The organism is Bacillus sp. FSL M7-0003 (assembly GCF_038628485.1).
In the GTDB taxonomy this organism is placed as follows: Bacteria; Bacillota; Bacilli; order Bacillales; family Bacillaceae; genus Bacillus; species Bacillus safensis.
Genome location: NZ_CP152024.1, coordinates 1,227,121 through 1,243,710 on the forward strand (window position 1 = coordinate 1,227,121; position 16,590 = coordinate 1,243,710).

A 16,590-nucleotide genomic window follows, 5' to 3' on the forward strand; every position below is an offset into this window, starting at 1 on the left:
GTAAAGGGGAGAAGATCATGCCAAAAGAGATATTTATGCCGAAGCTGAGCAGTACGATGGAAGTCGGCACCTTGCTTCAATGGTTTAAAGAAGAAGGAGATTCGGTTGAAATCGGTGAGCCTCTTTTTGAAATTATGACAGACAAGATCAATATTGAGGTGGAAGCCTATGATGATGGTATTTTTCTAAAGAAATATTATGAAGCCGATGATCAAATTCCAGTCAATGCTGTCATTGGATACATCGGAGAGGCAAATGAACATGTGCCAAGCGAACCGCCAGCACAATCAGATGAAGATTCAACAGGCAGTAGCGAATCGTCCTCATCAGACGCGGCTTCTTCCAGTTCTGCTGAAGCCCCAAAAACACCTAATGAAAAAGTACGTGCCACACCTGCGGCGAGAAAAACGGCAAAGGATCATCATGTAGCGATTCACGAGGTATCTGGCACAGGACCTAATGGCAGAGTTCAAAAGCGGGACGTCGAGGCGGCCGTCCACTCTAGTGAGAAAGAGCAGCGCGTGTCACCGCTTGCAGAAAAAGTGGCTGCTCGTGAAGGAATCGATTTAGCGAATGTTGCTGGATCTGGTGCACACGGAAAAATTATGAAGAGTGATGTAACGGCAGCAGTTGCACAAACAGCAGAGTCTTCTCCAGCGAAAACACAAAAACTAGCTGGCATGAGAAAAGTGATTGCTGATAGGATGTCACAAAGTGCCTTTACAGCACCGCACGTGACATTAACAAGTGAAATCGATATGACAAAAGCGAAAGAAATACGCAAACAGCTATTGCCAGCGATTGAAAAAGAGACAGGCTACAGACTGTCGTTTACAGAAATTATCATTCATGCGGTCAGCAACGTACTCACGCGCCACCCGCAGATCAATATGACGTTTGAACAAAATGAGCTCCATTTCCATGATGATGTGCACATTGGTCTCGCTGTCGCTGTAAAAGATGGCTTAATGGTTCCAGTCATTTCTCATGCGAACCAAAAAGGGTTAAAACAGCTGACAAAAGAGGCGAAAGAAATCGGCCGAAGCGCACGTGACCAAAAACTGCTGCCAGACCAGCTGAAAGGGTCCACTTTTACCATTAGTAACTTAGGGGTGTATGCCATTGATACCTTTACCCCGATTATTAATCAGCCGGAAGTGGCGATCTTAGGGGTTGGGCGCATTCAAGAAAAAGCTGTTGTAGTAGATGGAGAAATTCAGGTGCGGCCGATGATGGGCGTTAGTTTATCGTTTGATCACCGAGTAGTAGATGGCGCACCAGCGGCTGCCTTTTTAACAGATCTTAAAAAAGTGCTTGAACAACCATTTGAATTGCTAATGTAGGAGATGAATCGGATGACGAAAACGTATGATCTGACAGTCATTGGCGGAGGGCCTGGCGGGTATACTGCCGCCCTTCAAGCAGCTGAGCGTGGACGGAAGGTCGCATTGATTGAAGAGGATTTTCTAGGCGGTACTTGTTTAAATCGGGGCTGTATTCCTTCAAAGACGCTGCTCAAACATGCAGAAGTTATTGAATCAATTGAGAAGGCGAAAAGCTGGGGAATTGAAACAGGTGATTTGGTCCTTTCCTTCGATAAAATGAGAAAGCGCAAAGATGACGTCATTGAAAAGCTCAGAGGCGGAATTGCCTTTTTATTAAAGCAAGGAAAGATTGATGTATATAACGGCAGAGGTACAGCTGTTGCAAAGCACCGGATTGAGATTGAAAAGCAAGATGGGGCAGAATCGATCGAAACGAAAGAACTCATCATTGCTACTGGATCTTCACCTGCCATTCCGCCAATACCGGGCCTTAAAGACATTCAATTTGACACAAGTGATACGATCTTTGACATTCCAGATATTCCGGCTTCTGTCGTCATCATTGGCGGCGGTGTCATTGGACTTGAGCTGGCTTGTATCTTCCAGAGTCTTCAATCAAAAGTCACGATTATCGAAGCGGCTCCGTCTATTATTCCGCAAGAGGATGAGGAAGCATCTAAGCTGCTAGAAAGAGAATTAAAGAAAAAAGGCATCCATATCGCGAAGAAAACCACTGTGACAGAGGTGACGGAAAGCGAAGGAGTCAAAGCGGTTCATGCATCAGACGATAAAGGAGAGACGCATATCTTTACGGCTGAAAGACTGCTTGTTTGTGTAGGAAGAAGACCTAGTGTATCTGCCGTCAGCCAGCTTGACCTTCAGCTGGATGGTCCTTTTATCAAAGTGAATGACAAGATGCAGACAAGTGTGGAAGGTGTCTATGCAGTTGGGGATGTCGCTGGCGGCTATCAGCTGGCTCACGCAGCGATGGCAGAGGCCGCTGTTGCGGTCAGTAATATTTGCGGTGTGTCTGAAAAAATGAATGCTGATATCATGCCTAGATGTATTTATACATTACCAGAGGTAGCAAGTGTTGGTCTGACTGAGAAAGAGGCAAAAGCCAAAGGACTTAACGTGCGGGCAGAACGATTTGATTTAGCGGCAAGCGGTAAAGCACTAGCGGCAGGCGAGCAAACAGGTTTTATTAAATTGGTATACGATACAGCCTATGGTGAAGTGATTGGTGCGACGATGGTTGGCCCGCACGTCACAGAGATGATTTCAGAAGCTTCCTCCTTTATGTATTTAGAAGGAACAGCAGAAGAGATGGCGAAAATGATTCATCCGCATCCGACCATCTCAGAAGGTTTTTATGAAGTAGCACTTGATATCGTGAGTAAGCTGAGAAAATAATGGCCAAACAAGGGATAGGGAGGAGATGCATGTGCACGTCCAGCTTCATCAGAAAGCGGCACTTGTGACAGGTAGCACAGATGGATTTGGAGAAGCCATCTGCCTGGCTTTAGCCCGGGCAGGTGCACATGTTTTTTTACACACGTTTCATGATGAGTCAAAGGCTAAAACCATTCGTGAAGACATTCAAAAAATGGGCGGTCAAGCGAGTATCATTCAGAACCCGTTGGAAACGCCGCGTGATGCCACACGGATGCTGAGGCAAGTGATTGATACATGCGGTAAACTGGATATTTTGGTCAATCAAGCAGAGCAAGGAGCGGACGCGGAACTTGATGACGTGAGCCCTGATGAGTGGGTGGGTGAAGTGGAATCGGCTGTGAATACCGTCTTTCTTTCCAGTCAGGCCGCCGTATGGCATATGGTTGATCAGAGGCAAGGCTGCATCATTAATATATCGTCATCAGGCAGTATCACAGGTGATGGCGGGATCTCGCATGCTACATCAAATTCTATGCTGAATGCCATGACAAAAGGGTTAGCGAGAGAATTTAAAGACAAAGGTATCCGGGTGCTTGCGCTGCTGCCGCCGCCTCTCCATTTGTTTCCTGATACAGAGCAAATCAAGGAGACTGTGGCCCATATGACGGTGTTCCTCAGTACCTCCTATGGTGCATTTACAGATGGCGTGGCGATTATGCTTGATGGGGGTGAGAGTGCTGGCTAATGTTCAAAAACCAGTTCTCATCGTTGGCGGAGCCCAAGGGATCGGAAAAGAAATTACTGAGCGATTTTTAAAAGAAGGGCACCAAGTCGCCGTGTCAGATATAGACGAAAAGGGACTTTCGCTCTTAAAGACACAGTATCCTCAGCTGCTGACTATTCAAGCTGACGTTTCATCGTGGGAAAGTGTTCAGCAAATGATATCAGCAGCTGAAAGGGAGCTGGGCGGTATTGCTCACCTTGTGTATTCAGCAGGAATGACAAAATCACTGCCTTTTTTAGAAGTCGATTTTTCACTTTGGAAAAAGACACTGGCTGTGAACTTATATGGTCTTTACTATTGCATCAAAGCGTTGGCACCCTATATGTGTGAGCGGCAGGAAGGCAGTGTTGTCATTATTGGATCGGGATCTGCAATCACCGGCTCAGGCGGCGGTATTCAATATTATGCATCAAAAGCAGGGGCTTTTGGATTGATGCGTTCGCTCGTAAAGGAACTAGGCTCGCATCAAATACGCATCAATGTGATTGCCCCCCGCGTAATTGAATCTCAAATGCTTGATACGCTCTATCCTACTGTAGAGGAGAAACGGCAGCTGCAATCACTCATTCCCATCGGAAGATTAGGAACACCTGAGGATATCGCAGGGCTCACTTTATTTCTCACACGTCGCGAGGGGAGCTATTTGCACGGACAAATGATCCTGTTAGACGGAGGGAGAACGTATCAGCCAAAATATACTGAGGGAAAAAGAGCGGAGAGTTAATCGCTCTTTTTGTCATTTTCATAACAATTGTTCCAATTGGAAACGAATGTTTGGTATACTGGTAATCATAGTATATTAAAAGGATGATGTCACATGCTGAATTGGGAAGAAAGACGACAGCTCGTCAAAGTTGCTCATCTTTATTATACAGACGGGTGGACGCAGCAGGAAATTGCAAAAAAGCTCAATGTCTCAAGACCAGTCATTTCAAAGCTCTTACAAAAAGCAAAAGATGTGGGAATCGTTGAAGTGTACATTAAAGACGAAAGCATTCATACGGTGGAACTTGAAAAGCAGCTAGAAACAACCTTTCAATTAACAGATGCGGTCGTTGTCCCAAGTGTCGGGACAATGTCTGAGATGGTGAAGCGGGCAGTCGGTCAAGCAGGCGCCTATTATTTGTCTAAAAACATGAAAGATGCGGAGAAAATCGGTATTTCATGGGGCACGACGCTTGCTGAACTTGTCAAAGAATATCCGTTTGAACGAAGAAACGATGTGAAGGTCATTCCTTTAGAGGGCGGAATGGGCAGGCAGGCGGTCGACATTCATGCCAATCAGCTGGCATATGAGCTGGCAAAGAAAATGAACGGCACGTGTTCCTATTTATATGCCCCTGCGATTTTAGAAACAGAAGAATTAAAAGAACGGCTTATGGCGATGCAGGACATAGAAGCTGTGCTTGAAGAAGGCAGAAATGTGGATATTGCCCTCATCGGTATTGGCAACCCGCATAAAGGGTCAACTTTAAAAACAGTCGGTTATTTAAAAGAAGAGGACTTATCTGGTTTAAGGCAATCAGGGGCTGTCGGTGATATTGGCTTTCGTTTCTTTGATGGAGAAGGAAAACCTGTCCAAGATGAACTGAATCAAAAGGTCATTGGCTTATCGCTGGAACAATTAAAGAGCGTCAAAACGGTCATCGCTGTTGTAGAAGGAACCCATAAAGCTGAGAGCATTTTAGGGGCTTTAAATGGCGGCTTCATCCAAGTACTGGTGACAGACGAACTAACGGCGGCAGCCATTTTAAAGGAAGCATCCGTTCAATAAAAGGCTGGCAGCGTTCGAATGGTATAACAAGAGCAACATCAAACGAGAAAGGAGCTGTGTATCTTGAAGAAAACCGAAATGGAAGCAAACCTACACTGTACTCGGTGCCAAGAAGAGACCCTCCACAGCATCGTTTATGTGAATGATCAGATGAAAAGCGTTGAGTGTACAGAGTGTCATCAAAAGATCAGTGTGCAAGTCGACATCATGAAGGAATTTTACAAGGAAGTATACGAGAAAATAGCGACAAAGCCAAAGCGGATCACGCAGGAATATAAGTCGAACCTGAATGGATTTATCTCAAGGCTCCCAATCCGCGTGCTTAGTAAGCCATACCGGCTCATGAGATATTTAAACGAATCATACAAAGTGATCAAACAATATAAAAAATGAAGCAGAGACCTTTTAGCGCTCTGCTTCAGCGTGTAGGCAAACCCTCGCATTTTTTGTCAGTCCTCCGTTCCTGTGCTCACGAATGTCACATTTTCTCCGCTCCGGTACTCGTCTTTCCTAGACTACAAAGGTTTTCTATTACGCTGAGAAGAAGGAAAAAAAGCAGAGCACTGCTTAGTGCTCTGCTTTATTTTGTGTTTTTTTCATATAATAATAAATAGGCAGTCCAGCCATTCCGATCAACATGGAGATCAGGCAGCTTTTCCAATCGGTGATCATGGTGCTGATTAAGACGAATAATGAACCGATAATCGCAATGATTGGTGTCAGTGGGTAAAGTGGTACACTGTACGCACGCTTCATTCCGCTGTTTTGTTTTCTCAGCTTAAAGACGGCGAAAAAGGCCATGACATAAAAGATGTAAATCATGAAAATCGATACTTCAGACAGCTTCTCGGGATTACTGACGATCATAAACACAATGGCGATCAAAATTTGCACAAATACAGCGATCCAAGGTGTTTTAAACGTAGGGTGAATACGGGAAATCGCGTTGGCGAAAGGAATCTGCTTTCGTTCTGCCATCGCAAAAATCACACGAGGGAATGAAAGAACCTTTCCGTTCAAACAGCCAAAGATGCTGATGATGATCCCAATACTAATGATTTTCCCGCCAATTGGTCCAAAGAGCATGGTAGCAGCAGTGCTCGTCGCATTTTCACCTAGCTGGACGATTTGATCAGCTGGCAGCACGTGCAAAAGTGCGACATTTATAAAGAGATAACAAGCCGTCACAATTAAAATTCCGCCTGCCATCGCACGAGGAAGCAGTTTCTCAGGGTTTTTCATTTCTCCTCCAAGCGCAGCAAGTAAAATCCAGCCATCATAAGCAAATAACGTAGCCAAAATCGCTGCACCGAAGTTCATTTGAGCGATACTATCGTTGACAGCCATCAAGATGTTTTCGTTACCCTTCCATATGCCAAACACAATTATAGCGGCAATTGGGACAAGCTTTCCAATAGTGGTCAGCCCCTGAACAAATCCGCCGTATTTTGTTCCCATGATGTTGATGATACATAAAAATAAAACGGTGATAATGCCGATCGTTGTAGACCACAAAGCCGAAAGGGAAAATAAATTGGCTAATAATGAACCAAAATAAAGACCAAGTGCACCAATGATGGCGGGTCCGTAAATAATAATCTGCACCCAGCCGCATAAGTAGCCCCAAAATTCACCATACACTTCTTCAAGATAGGCGTACAAACCGCCGGTTCTCGGGATTTGTGTACCAATTTCAGCGACTGTCAGTCCGCCTGCAAGTGTTAAGATTCCACCTAACAGCCAAGCGAATAAGGCGATGTCTGAGCTCCCTGAATAGGAAAGGACGTTGCCTGGCTTCATAAAGACGCCTGATCCGATAATGGTCCCGATGACAAGAGATAGGGCGAAAAATAAGCCGATGTCTTGTTTTAACGCTGGTTGTTCTTTGTTCATTACACACGACCTCCTGCATCACTTTCGTACGTTACTGTGACATGTATTTTGTTCATTGTAATACGATTTTAGGAAAACAAGAATTAAAAAAATTTTCTGATTTTCGTATTTGTAATTGAAAGTGTTCGTTTATTGGAGATATTAGGGTAAATGTAGTGTTAAAAACGAACAATGAAAGATTATTTTCGATTTAATGTTAATTTAATGACCGGAAACCGAACATCCAGTAAACGTACAGTTAAATGGTTGACTTTTCTTGAAAAATGAACTATTTTATTCATAAGGATATTATCTCGAATTCGAGATAATTTAAAATAGGAGTGAAAATAATGAAAATCAAAGGGATTCACCACGTATCTGCGTTAACAGCCAATGCTCAGAAGAATGTTGATTTCTATCGCCAAATTCTTGGCTTGAAACTTGTAAAGAAAACAGTCAATCAGGATGACCCATCTATGTATCATTTGTTTTATGGAGATGAGGTCGCTTCACCAGGAACAGAGCTTACATTCTTTGAGATTCCAATGCTTGCCCGCCGTTTGGAAGGGACAAATGCGATCACAAGCACAGGCCTTCTCGTTTCTTCTGAAGAGGCACTCACGTTTTGGGAAAAGCGGTTTGAAGATAAAGGCGTACAGCAAGAAACAGCTTCCTTGAGAGGCGGAAGACCTGCCTTACGTTTTAAAGACCCAGAAGGGCAGCAGCTGTTTTTAACAGTAGAACCGAACGCACAAGAAGAAGGATCACCGCCAGTGCATCTCGATATTCCTGCAGAGTATGCAATTAGAGGTTTAGGTCCAGTTGAATTAACCGTTGCAGAAGCTGATAAGACGATCCGTGTCTTAACAGACATCCTTGGTTTCACTGAAAGAGCACGTGAACAATCAAATGATGGTGAGATCGTGACCATTTTTGAGTCAGGAAATGGCGGTGCTGGAACAGAAATTCATGTGATTGAAAAAACAGAAGGGCCTTCTGAACGTTCCGGCAGAGGAAGTGTGCATCATGTCGCATTCCGTGTGAAGGATGCAGAAGAGCTTGAAAAATGGTATGAAAAAATATCAAAAGCAGGCTTTACGAACTCTGGTGTTGTAGAACGTTTTTATTTTAAAGCTCTTTACTTTAGAGAGCCAAATGGTATTTTATTTGAAATTTCAACAGATGGCCCTGGGTTTACAGTGGATGAAGGGGTGGACGAACTTGGTGATCAATTAGCCCTTCCGCCGTTCCTAGAGCATAAACGAGCAGAAATTGAACAAAGATTAACGCCAATTCAGTCGTCATAAAAAAACAGCTCATCAACTGAGCTGTTTTTTCATTAGGAACTGATCTGCTTAGATTCAGATTGTGTTAATGTGACCTGTTTCGTTTCTTGTTTTCCGTTTCGAATGAGGGTGATGCTCACGGTGTCTCCTACTTTTGTATTCGTGTATAGCTCGTGACGTAATTCGCTGCCAGTTTTGATTTGTTTTCCATTGATGGCGGTAATGACATCCTCTGACTTTAAGCCTGCTTTGGCGGCAGGTGAGCCAGCGGCGATTTCTTTGACATACACGCCTTGATCGAGCTGACTGCTTTTAAGTCCGAGTGTTTCTTTCTGATACACATCTGGAACTTGTTCGAGATCCAGCATACTGATACCGATATATGGACGTTCAATTTTTCCTTTTGCGAGAAGCTGATCAGCGATTGGTTTGACATCATTGATTGGCAGCGCGAACCCAATGCCTTCCACACCTGTTTCAGAGATTTTCATACTCGTGATCCCCACAACCTTTCCGTCTGTCGTCAGAAGCGGGCCGCCGCTGTTACCTGGATTAATGGCCGCATCTGTTTGAATGACATTAATGCTGCTTTCGCCTGCTGATGTGTTCATAGAGACTGTTCGGTCGACACCGCTGACAATTCCTTGTGTCACCGTTCTTGAAAGATCTTCACCAAGCGGGTTTCCGATTGCAATGACAGTTTCTCCAGCACGCAGTGAGGAGGAATTGCCTAATGCCGCCACCTTCGTCACATGACTGCTGCTAATTTCCACAACGGCTAGGTCAGTGAGCGGATCAGCTCCAACCAGTTTTCCTTCAATGGTTTTACCATCGTGTAAGGATACGGTGAGTTTGTTTGCCCCTTCAATGACGTGGTTGTTTGTTAAGATATAGGCTTTATTGCCTGATTTTTTGAAAATCACTCCTGAGCCTGTACCGGTTTTTTCCTCTTGACTGCTTTTGTTTTGCTGTGATTCATCGAAAGGGGTACTGAAATCGCCAAAGCTCGTGTCTGTTTGAGTTTGTGCTTGGTAGTTTGTAATGCCGACAATTGCTGGTGATACATTTTCGACCATGCTGGAAATACTGTTTGATGAATTTGATGTTTGGATGGCTGTTGTTTTTGACGAATTCGTGTGATTTGTCGATACTGCTTCTGTTTTCGCTGCTGAATCATTTGCGTTGCTGTCTGATGAATGCTGAGCATATGGCGTAAGAACGTACACGCCTAACGCTAATGTACCGCCCACAACACCGCTGACGAATGGCTTAAACCAGCCATTTGGCTTCTTCTGTTTTTGAGGTTGTTCAATAGTTTGTTTGTCATCTTTGTGAGTCATCCGAATCACTCTCTTTCATTGATTTTTTCATGTATGTGTTCAATGTGTTTTACCTTATGTGGTGGTGACTGATTTTATCGTAAGAAAAAAGTGTGGGATAAAAATGAAAACATTGTGGGAAATTGTTAAAATAAGTAGTGAATCTTAGCAAATAGAGGAGTTTAAACTGTGGAAACAATCGGAATTATTGGATATGGAAGTATGGCTGAGATGATGGTGCAAAAGTGGCTGGAAAATGGGGTACTAGATGCTCATCAAATCATGATCCATACAAGAAGTGAAACGGAACACCTGCATCAGCTTAAAGAAAAGCACAAAGAAATCAGCATTTGTTCATTAGACGAACTTTCTGCGTCATGTGATATATTGTTTGTCTGCGTGCCGCCGCTTGCTGTACTAGATGTTCTAGATCAGCTGCCTTCCGCAGCGAGAGCGTTACATATTGTGTCAGTAGCAGCAGCTGTGACATTAGAAAAGTTACAAGCGCATACAACACAGCCAGTGTCTAGATACATCCCAACACTCACGTCAGCTGTTGGCACAGGCGTATCCCTTGTTGCGCATGGTGCAGCCGCAGGGCGTGAGGAAAAAGAGCGTTTACACCGTCTGCTTTCAGCTTTTAGCATCGTCAGGGAGGTAGAGGAAGACCGGTTTGATGCGGCGAGCAATTTGACAAGCTCATCTCCTGGTTTTATCGCTGCTCTGTTTGAAGAAATGGCGAAAGCGGCTGTGAGAAATAGTGATCTTTCCTTGGAGGAAGCGAATGAATTTTTAACGTATGCCCTTTTAGGGACAGGCCAGATCCTCGTAGAACGAGGCCTCACCTTTGCTGAAACTGTCGATAGAGTGGCGACAAAAGGGGGAATTACAGGAGAAGGTGCTGAGGTCATTCAACAGCAGGCACCTCAGATGTTTGATGATTTATTTACACAAACCATAAAGAAATATGAACAGCTGAAATCGCAGATCAATGAAGCGGATAAACACCACTAAAGACATAGTTAGTGGTGTTTTATTTGTTAAAAAAATCCTTTCTAAAATAGTCTTTTGACCTGTATTATCTGAGCCTAAATTCCTTATTTTCGGACATTGTATTGAAAAATCAATCAAGTTCTCATATAATTTTTTAGAAAATTTAGAAAAATATACACAAATTTTATGTTTAATTAAAGGGGGATGGGAATGAAGCTCTATCTATCTGTCGATATGGAGGGAATTACTGGTCTAGCTGATCATACATTTGTTGATTCACGCCAGCATAACTATGAGCGGGGCAGACGCATTATGACAGGTGAAGTGAATGCCTGTGTAGAAGCGCTTATTCAGCATGGTGCCACCGACATTTTGGTGAATGACAGTCATTCTAAAATGAATAATCTTTTGATCGAAGAGCTGCATGAAGAGGCAGTTCTCATATCAGGTGATGTAAAGCCTTATTCAATGGTGCAAGGGTTGGATCAAACCTATGATGCAGCTGTTTTTTTAGGCTATCATGCAAGAGCATCAATGAAAGGTGTGATGTCGCACAGTATGATTTTTGGGGTCAGACATTTTTACATAAATGATCATCCAATTGGTGAAATGGGCTTTAATGCGTATGTTGCAGGCTACTATGGTGTTCCAGTGATTCTTGTTTGCGGGGATGATCAAGCAGCACTAGAGGCAGAAAAGCTGATGCCTGGTGTGAAAACAGTAGCGGTGAAAGAGACCATCTCAAGATCTGCTGTGAAATGCTTACCTCCTGCCAAAGTCAATAAACAAATCTCGCAGCAAGTGGAAGCCGCGATGACACAGATTGATCAAATGAAGCCGCTGACGCCTCCTGATCAGCCGCTGCTTAAAATTGAGTTTGCCAACTATGGACAAGCTGAATGGGCGAATTTAATGCCGGGTACTGCCATCATAGAAGGAACAACGACGGTGACGTACCAAGCAGAGAATATATTAGAAGCCTATCAAGCGATGCTTGTCATGACAGAGCTTGCCGCACGTACAACATTTTGTTAAGTGAGGGGGAGACAGCAGATGGCCAGCTTTTTGCTCAAGCGTTTTATTGCGATGATTGCCACGATCTTAACGATTACGACTTTAACGTTTATTTTAATGAAGGTCATCCCAGGATCGCCTTTCAATGAAGAACGAAATACAAACGAAACCGTCCAGCGAAACCTCGAAAGCTACTATCACTTAGACGAGCCACTCTATGTTCAATATGTCATCTATTTAAAATCCATTGTTACCTTTGATTTTGGTCCTTCCATTAAAAAGCCTTCTGAAAGTGTCAATGATCTATTGGCGAGAGGCTTCCCAGTCTCATTAGAACTTGGTCTTATCTCAATATTGATTGCTGTCATCTCTGGCATTCTGCTAGGGGTCATGGCTGCCCTCCGGCATAATGGTTTGATTGATTACATCGCTATGACCATTGCTGTTTTCGGTATATCCATTCCAAACTTTATCTTTGCTACCATATTAATTCAGCAGCTTGCTGTCAATTTGAAGCTCTTTCCTACAGCGATGTGGACAAGTCCAATGCATATGGTGCTGCCCACAATCGCCCTTGCTGTCGGACCAATGGCCATTATCGCAAGGTTAACGAGATCGAGCATGATTGAAGTGCTGTCGCAAGACTATATCCGTACGGCCAAAGCAAAAGGACTTTCTCCCTTTAAAATTGTATTTAAACATGCGCTTCGGAATGCACTTTTACCCGTTGTAACTATTCTTGGAACACTTGTCGCAAGTATTTTAACAGGAAGTTTTGTCATTGAAAAAATATTTGCCATTCCTGGAATGGGAAAATACTTTGTCGAGAGCATTAACAACCGTGATTATCCTGTCATCATGGGAACCACTGTTTTTTACAGCATTATTTTAATCACACTTCTCTTCATTGTCGATGTGGCGTATCGTCTTCTTGATCCGAGGATTCAGCTGCATCAGAAAGGAGGAAAGGCATGAGTATACACCTTCAGCATGATCCACCGAACAGGCATCCTGAAGTCCCGGACGAATGGTTTTCTCCTCGAGAGCAAAAGAAAACGGAAGCCCATGCCATTAAAAGACCCTCTCTTTCCTATTGGGCTGATACATGGAGGCGGCTGAAGCAAAATAAGCTTGCGATGTTTAGTCTATCGGTCCTGATTTTTCTTTTTGTCATGGCAATCTTAGGCCCATTGCTTGCGCCAAATAGTGTGACAGAGCAGCGTCTTTCGATGCAAAATCTGCCGCCCTCGGCTGCTCACTGGTTCGGCACAGATGAGCTTGGGCGAGATGTGTTCACACGTACTTGGTACGGAGCACGCATTTCGTTATTTGTGGGCGTCATGGCAGCCCTGATTGATTTTGCCATCGGTGTGATTTATGGGGGCATAGCCGGTTATAAAGGCGGACGCTATGATCATGTCATGATGCGGATTGTCGAGGTGCTCTACGGACTTCCTTATTTACTCGTCGTCATTTTATTGATGGTGCTCATGGGGCCAGGGCTAGTCACCATTATTGTAGCGCTCACTGTCACCGGATGGATTGGAATGGCAAGAATTGTGAGAGGTCAGGTTCTTCAGCTGAAAAGCCAGGAATATGTCCTTGCCTCAAAAACCTTTGGTGCCAAAAGCCTGCGGATCATTCGCCGCAACCTGCTGCCGAATACGATGGGGCCGATTATTGTCCAGATGACCCTCACTGTGCCGACCGCGATATTTGCTGAAGCGTTCCTAAGCTTTCTCGGTTTAGGTATTCAAGCGCCGTTTGCAAGCTGGGGTGTGATGGCTAATGACGCTTTGCCGACTGTGCTGTCAGACAATGGACATTGGTGGCGTTTATTTTTCCCGGCATTTTTTATTTCACTCACGATGTTTTGCTTTAACAATTTAGGTGATGGCTTGCAAGATGCACTTGATCCAAAGATGAAGAGGTGAAGCGCTTTGAAAAAAGTTCTACAAATCATCGATCTGCACGTCAGCTTTCGGACATATGGCGGTTCTGTTCAAGCAGTACGTGGAGTGAATGTCGATGTATATGAAAAAGAAACCTTAGCCATTGTAGGAGAATCAGGCTGCGGAAAAAGTGTGACTTCACAAAGCATTATGAGGCTTCTGCCTGCATACAGCGCACATGTCGATCAGGGAGAAATCTGGTTTCAAGACCGCAACTTGCTGTCATTATCCGAGAAAGAAATGCGCGCCATACGAGGTGTCGATATCTCGATGATCTTCCAAGATCCGATGACGGCACTCAACCCAACCTTGACAATAGGAGATCAGCTGATGGAGGCGGCGAAGGAGCATCAAAAGCTGACGAAAAAAGAAGTGAAAGAAGCCGCTATACAGATGCTTGATTTGGTTGGTATTCCGCAGCCGAAGGAGAGATTAAAGCAATACCCGCACCAATTCAGTGGGGGAATGAGGCAGCGGCTCATGATTGCAATGGCACTGATTTGCGAGCCAAAGGTGCTGATTGCAGATGAACCAACGACCGCACTGGATGTCACCATACAGGCACAAATTTTAGAGCTGTTTAAAGAGATTCAAAGGAAAACAGGTGTCACCATTATTTTAATTACACATGACTTAGGGGTCGTAGCCCAGGTTGCCGACCGGGTAGCGGTCATGTACGGAGGGAAAATGGTTGAAGTCGGAACAAGGCGAGATATTTTTTACAGTCCGCAGCACCCTTATACAAAAGGGCTCCTGCAATCCGTTCCAAGACTTGATATGAAAGATGAATTGATTCCGATTGAAGGAAGCCCGCCTGATTTATTTGCTCCGCCAAAGGGCTGTCCGTATACCGAACGCTGCCCGGTGGCCATGAAAGTGTGTGATCATATCATGCCGCACGAAACGCAGCGGTCACCTACCCATACAGTGCATTGCTGGCTCCAGGATGAGCGAGCGAACCAAGCGATGTTATCTTCAACACAAAGGGGGAGTTTTTGATGAGGAAAAAAGGGTGGATCATTAGTGTTTGTTTGTTCATCATCATGCTGCTCGTAGGATGTACAGCCAATGAGCAAGCAGGTAAAGGATCATCGAGCAACAAGAATGAAAAGAAAGTATTAACCTTAAATAACGAAAACGAACCGACGTCATTTGACCCGCCGATTGGTTTTAATAATGTATCGTGGCAAGGTCTGAATAACTTAATGGAGGGATTAACAAGACTGAATGAAAAGCACGAACCATCTCCTGCAATGGCGGAAAAATGGGAAATTTCAGAGGATGGAAAAACGTACACATTTCATTTAAGAGACGGCATCAAGTGGTCGAATGGTGATCCAGTGAAAGCGAGTGACTTTGAATATGCGTGGAAGCGTCTGCTTGATCCGAAAACAGGCTCTTCTGCATCGTTCTTAGCTTACATGATTGAAGGCGGAGAGGCATTTAACAGCGGAAAAGGAAAGAAAGAGGATGTAAAAGTCAGTGCTGAAAATGACAAAACGCTAAAGGTCACACTGGCATACCCGCAGAAATCGTTCTTAAATATGACCGCAAACCCTGCCTTTTTCCCTGTCAATGAGAAGGTAGCAGAGAAGAATCCAAACTGGGCAAAGGATGCCAAAACCTTTGTTGGGAATGGACCGTTTCAGCTGACAGAATGGAAGCATGATGAGAGCTTCACTATGGAAAAAAGTGAGACGTATTGGGACAAAAAATCAGTCAAGCTGGATCAGGTAAAGTGGCTGATGATCAGCGATCGAAACACTGATTATCAAATGTATCAATCGGGAGACTTAGATACTGCCTTCGTCCCAGCAGAACAAAGTGAAAATTTGCTGAAAAATAAAGATGTACAAATTGAAGATCAGGCTGGACTGTTCTTTTATCGTCTGAATGTGAATATGGAACCTTTTCAAAATAAGAACATTCGCAAAGCCTTTCAAATGGCGATCAACCCGCAAGATATCGTGGATTATGTAACGAAGAATAAAGAAAAGCCAGCCCGCGCCTTCGTTTCGCCGGGGATTCTAGATTCAAAGGGTGAGGATTTCAGAGAAGCTGGCGGCGATCTTGTCAAACAAGATACGAGTGAAGCTGCGAAGCTATTAGAAAAAGGACTGAAAGAAGAGAACTATTCAAAGCTGCCGCCCGTCACATTAACATATAGCACAAAGCCTGAGAACAAGAAAAAAGCTGAAGCCATCCAGCAGCAATTAAAAGAAGCGCTTGGTGTGGACGTGAAGCTTGCAAACATGGAAGCCAATGTATTTGCAGAAGATCAAAAGGCGCTGAAATTTCAATTCTCGCAAAGTTCATTTTTAGCAGACTATGCAGATCCGATCAATTTCCTAGAGAGCTTCCAAACAGGGAATGCGATGAACCGGACTGGATGGTCAAACGACACCTATGATCAGCTGATTAAAAAGGCGAGCCAGGAAGCAGATGAACAAAAAAGAAACAGCATCCTTCATGATGCAGAGGCACTTCTCATTGAAGAAGCACCGATCATTCCAATTCATTTTTATAACCAAGTTCATTTGCAAAAAGAGGGCGTGAAGGGAATTGTCCGCCACCCTGTTGGGTATATCGATTTGAAATGGGCACAAGTAGATGGAGAGTAATTGAAGGGAATGAGGGATACGGACGCTTTGAACAAAAGCGTCTCAGCGCGCGGACAAACCCTCGCATTCTTTGTCAGTCCTGCGCTTCGGTGCTCACGAATGTCAAATTCGCTCCGCTCCGATGCTCGTCCTTCCTAGGGCTGCAAAGGTTTTCAGGTCACGCTGAATAGAAGACAAAGGGCTAAAATAAAGATCATTTTAGCCCTTTGTCAACAATATGGGACGCTTTGAACAAAAGCGTCTGTTCCTTTATTT

At 44.1% G+C, this 16,590-nt stretch carries 15 protein-coding genes; 13 read left to right on the forward strand and 2 right to left on the reverse strand.

What is annotated here, in order from left to right; all coding sequences use genetic code 11:
- Window positions 1-17 precede the first annotated feature (17 nt).
- The 6 genes from MHI23_RS06200 to MHI23_RS06225 all read left to right on the forward strand — a co-directional run bounded on the left by MHI23_RS06200 (window position 18) and on the right by MHI23_RS06225 (window position 5,671).
- Window positions 18-1,343 carry a dihydrolipoamide acetyltransferase family protein gene (locus MHI23_RS06200; RefSeq protein ID WP_342492380.1) on the forward strand — a complete coding sequence of 442 codons (1,326 nt, stop codon included), beginning with the start codon at window positions 18-20 and terminating at the stop codon, window positions 1,341-1,343.
- 12 nt (window positions 1,344-1,355) lie between these two features.
- On the forward strand, window positions 1,356-2,738 hold the full coding sequence (gene lpdA / locus MHI23_RS06205) for a dihydrolipoyl dehydrogenase (protein WP_087975561.1): 1,383 nt from the start codon (window positions 1,356-1,358) through the stop codon (window positions 2,736-2,738).
- Window positions 2,739-2,763: 25 nt separating this feature from the next.
- A complete protein-coding gene (locus tag MHI23_RS06210; RefSeq protein WP_229137058.1) occupies window positions 2,764-3,465 on the forward strand; it encodes an SDR family NAD(P)-dependent oxidoreductase in 702 nt (233 codons plus the stop codon).
- The gene (locus MHI23_RS06215; RefSeq protein WP_087975559.1) at window positions 3,443-4,228 is read left to right on the forward strand and encodes an SDR family oxidoreductase; all 786 of its coding nucleotides are present in this window, start codon (window positions 3,443-3,445) and stop codon (window positions 4,226-4,228) included. Before MHI23_RS06210 ends, MHI23_RS06215 begins: the two co-directional genes overlap by 23 nt.
- A 93-nt stretch (window positions 4,229-4,321) precedes the next feature.
- On the forward strand, window positions 4,322-5,278 hold the full coding sequence (locus tag MHI23_RS06220; RefSeq protein WP_024426787.1) for a sugar-binding transcriptional regulator: 957 nt from the start codon (window positions 4,322-4,324) through the stop codon (window positions 5,276-5,278).
- A 63-nt stretch (window positions 5,279-5,341) separates the two neighbouring features.
- Window positions 5,342-5,671 (forward strand): hypothetical protein, encoded by a 330-nt coding sequence (locus MHI23_RS06225; protein WP_024426788.1) that lies wholly within the window; start codon window positions 5,342-5,344, stop codon window positions 5,669-5,671.
- Between the two features lie 174 nt (window positions 5,672-5,845).
- On the opposite strand, the gene MHI23_RS06230 is transcribed toward MHI23_RS06225, so the two are convergent.
- On the reverse strand, window positions 5,846-7,171 hold the full coding sequence (locus MHI23_RS06230) for an amino acid permease (protein ID WP_041085079.1): 1,326 nt from the start codon (window positions 7,169-7,171) through the stop codon (window positions 5,846-5,848).
- Between the two features lie 329 nt (window positions 7,172-7,500).
- Here MHI23_RS06230 and MHI23_RS06235 point away from each other — a divergent pair, with 329 nt between their 5' ends.
- Window positions 7,501-8,457 carry a ring-cleaving dioxygenase gene (locus tag MHI23_RS06235; protein WP_342492381.1) on the forward strand — a complete coding sequence of 319 codons (957 nt, stop codon included), beginning with the start codon at window positions 7,501-7,503 and terminating at the stop codon, window positions 8,455-8,457.
- A gap of 32 nt (window positions 8,458-8,489) precedes the next feature.
- Here MHI23_RS06235 and MHI23_RS06240 read toward each other — a convergent pair whose 3' ends face one another.
- Window positions 8,490-9,776, reverse strand: a complete 1,287-nt coding sequence (locus tag MHI23_RS06240; RefSeq protein WP_342492382.1) for a trypsin-like peptidase domain-containing protein — start codon at window positions 9,774-9,776, stop codon at window positions 8,490-8,492.
- A gap of 168 nt (window positions 9,777-9,944) precedes the next feature.
- Here MHI23_RS06240 and proG point away from each other — a divergent pair, with 168 nt between their 5' ends.
- The 6 genes from proG (at window position 9,945) to MHI23_RS06270 (ending at window position 16,335) form a co-directional block, all read left to right on the forward strand.
- Window positions 9,945-10,769 (forward strand): pyrroline-5-carboxylate reductase ProG, encoded by an 825-nt coding sequence (proG, locus tag MHI23_RS06245; protein ID WP_342492383.1) that lies wholly within the window; start codon window positions 9,945-9,947, stop codon window positions 10,767-10,769.
- 189 nt (window positions 10,770-10,958) lie between these two features.
- Entirely contained in the window at window positions 10,959-11,783 is an 825-nt protein-coding gene (locus MHI23_RS06250; protein ID WP_041085075.1) for a M55 family metallopeptidase, read from the forward strand.
- Between the two features lie 18 nt (window positions 11,784-11,801).
- A complete protein-coding gene (locus MHI23_RS06255; protein ID WP_342492384.1) occupies window positions 11,802-12,737 on the forward strand; it encodes an ABC transporter permease in 936 nt (311 codons plus the stop codon).
- Window positions 12,734-13,696 carry an ABC transporter permease gene (locus MHI23_RS06260; protein ID WP_041085074.1) on the forward strand — a complete coding sequence of 321 codons (963 nt, stop codon included), beginning with the start codon at window positions 12,734-12,736 and terminating at the stop codon, window positions 13,694-13,696. The genes MHI23_RS06255 and MHI23_RS06260 overlap by 4 nt, the downstream gene beginning before the upstream one ends.
- Before the next feature lie 6 nt (window positions 13,697-13,702).
- Window positions 13,703-14,713, forward strand: a complete 1,011-nt coding sequence (locus MHI23_RS06265) for an ABC transporter ATP-binding protein (RefSeq protein ID WP_342492385.1) — start codon at window positions 13,703-13,705, stop codon at window positions 14,711-14,713.
- Window positions 14,713-16,335 (forward strand): peptide ABC transporter substrate-binding protein, encoded by a 1,623-nt coding sequence (locus MHI23_RS06270; protein ID WP_024426796.1) that lies wholly within the window; start codon window positions 14,713-14,715, stop codon window positions 16,333-16,335. Before MHI23_RS06265 ends, MHI23_RS06270 begins: the two co-directional genes overlap by 1 nt.
- Window positions 16,336-16,590 lie beyond the last annotated feature (255 nt).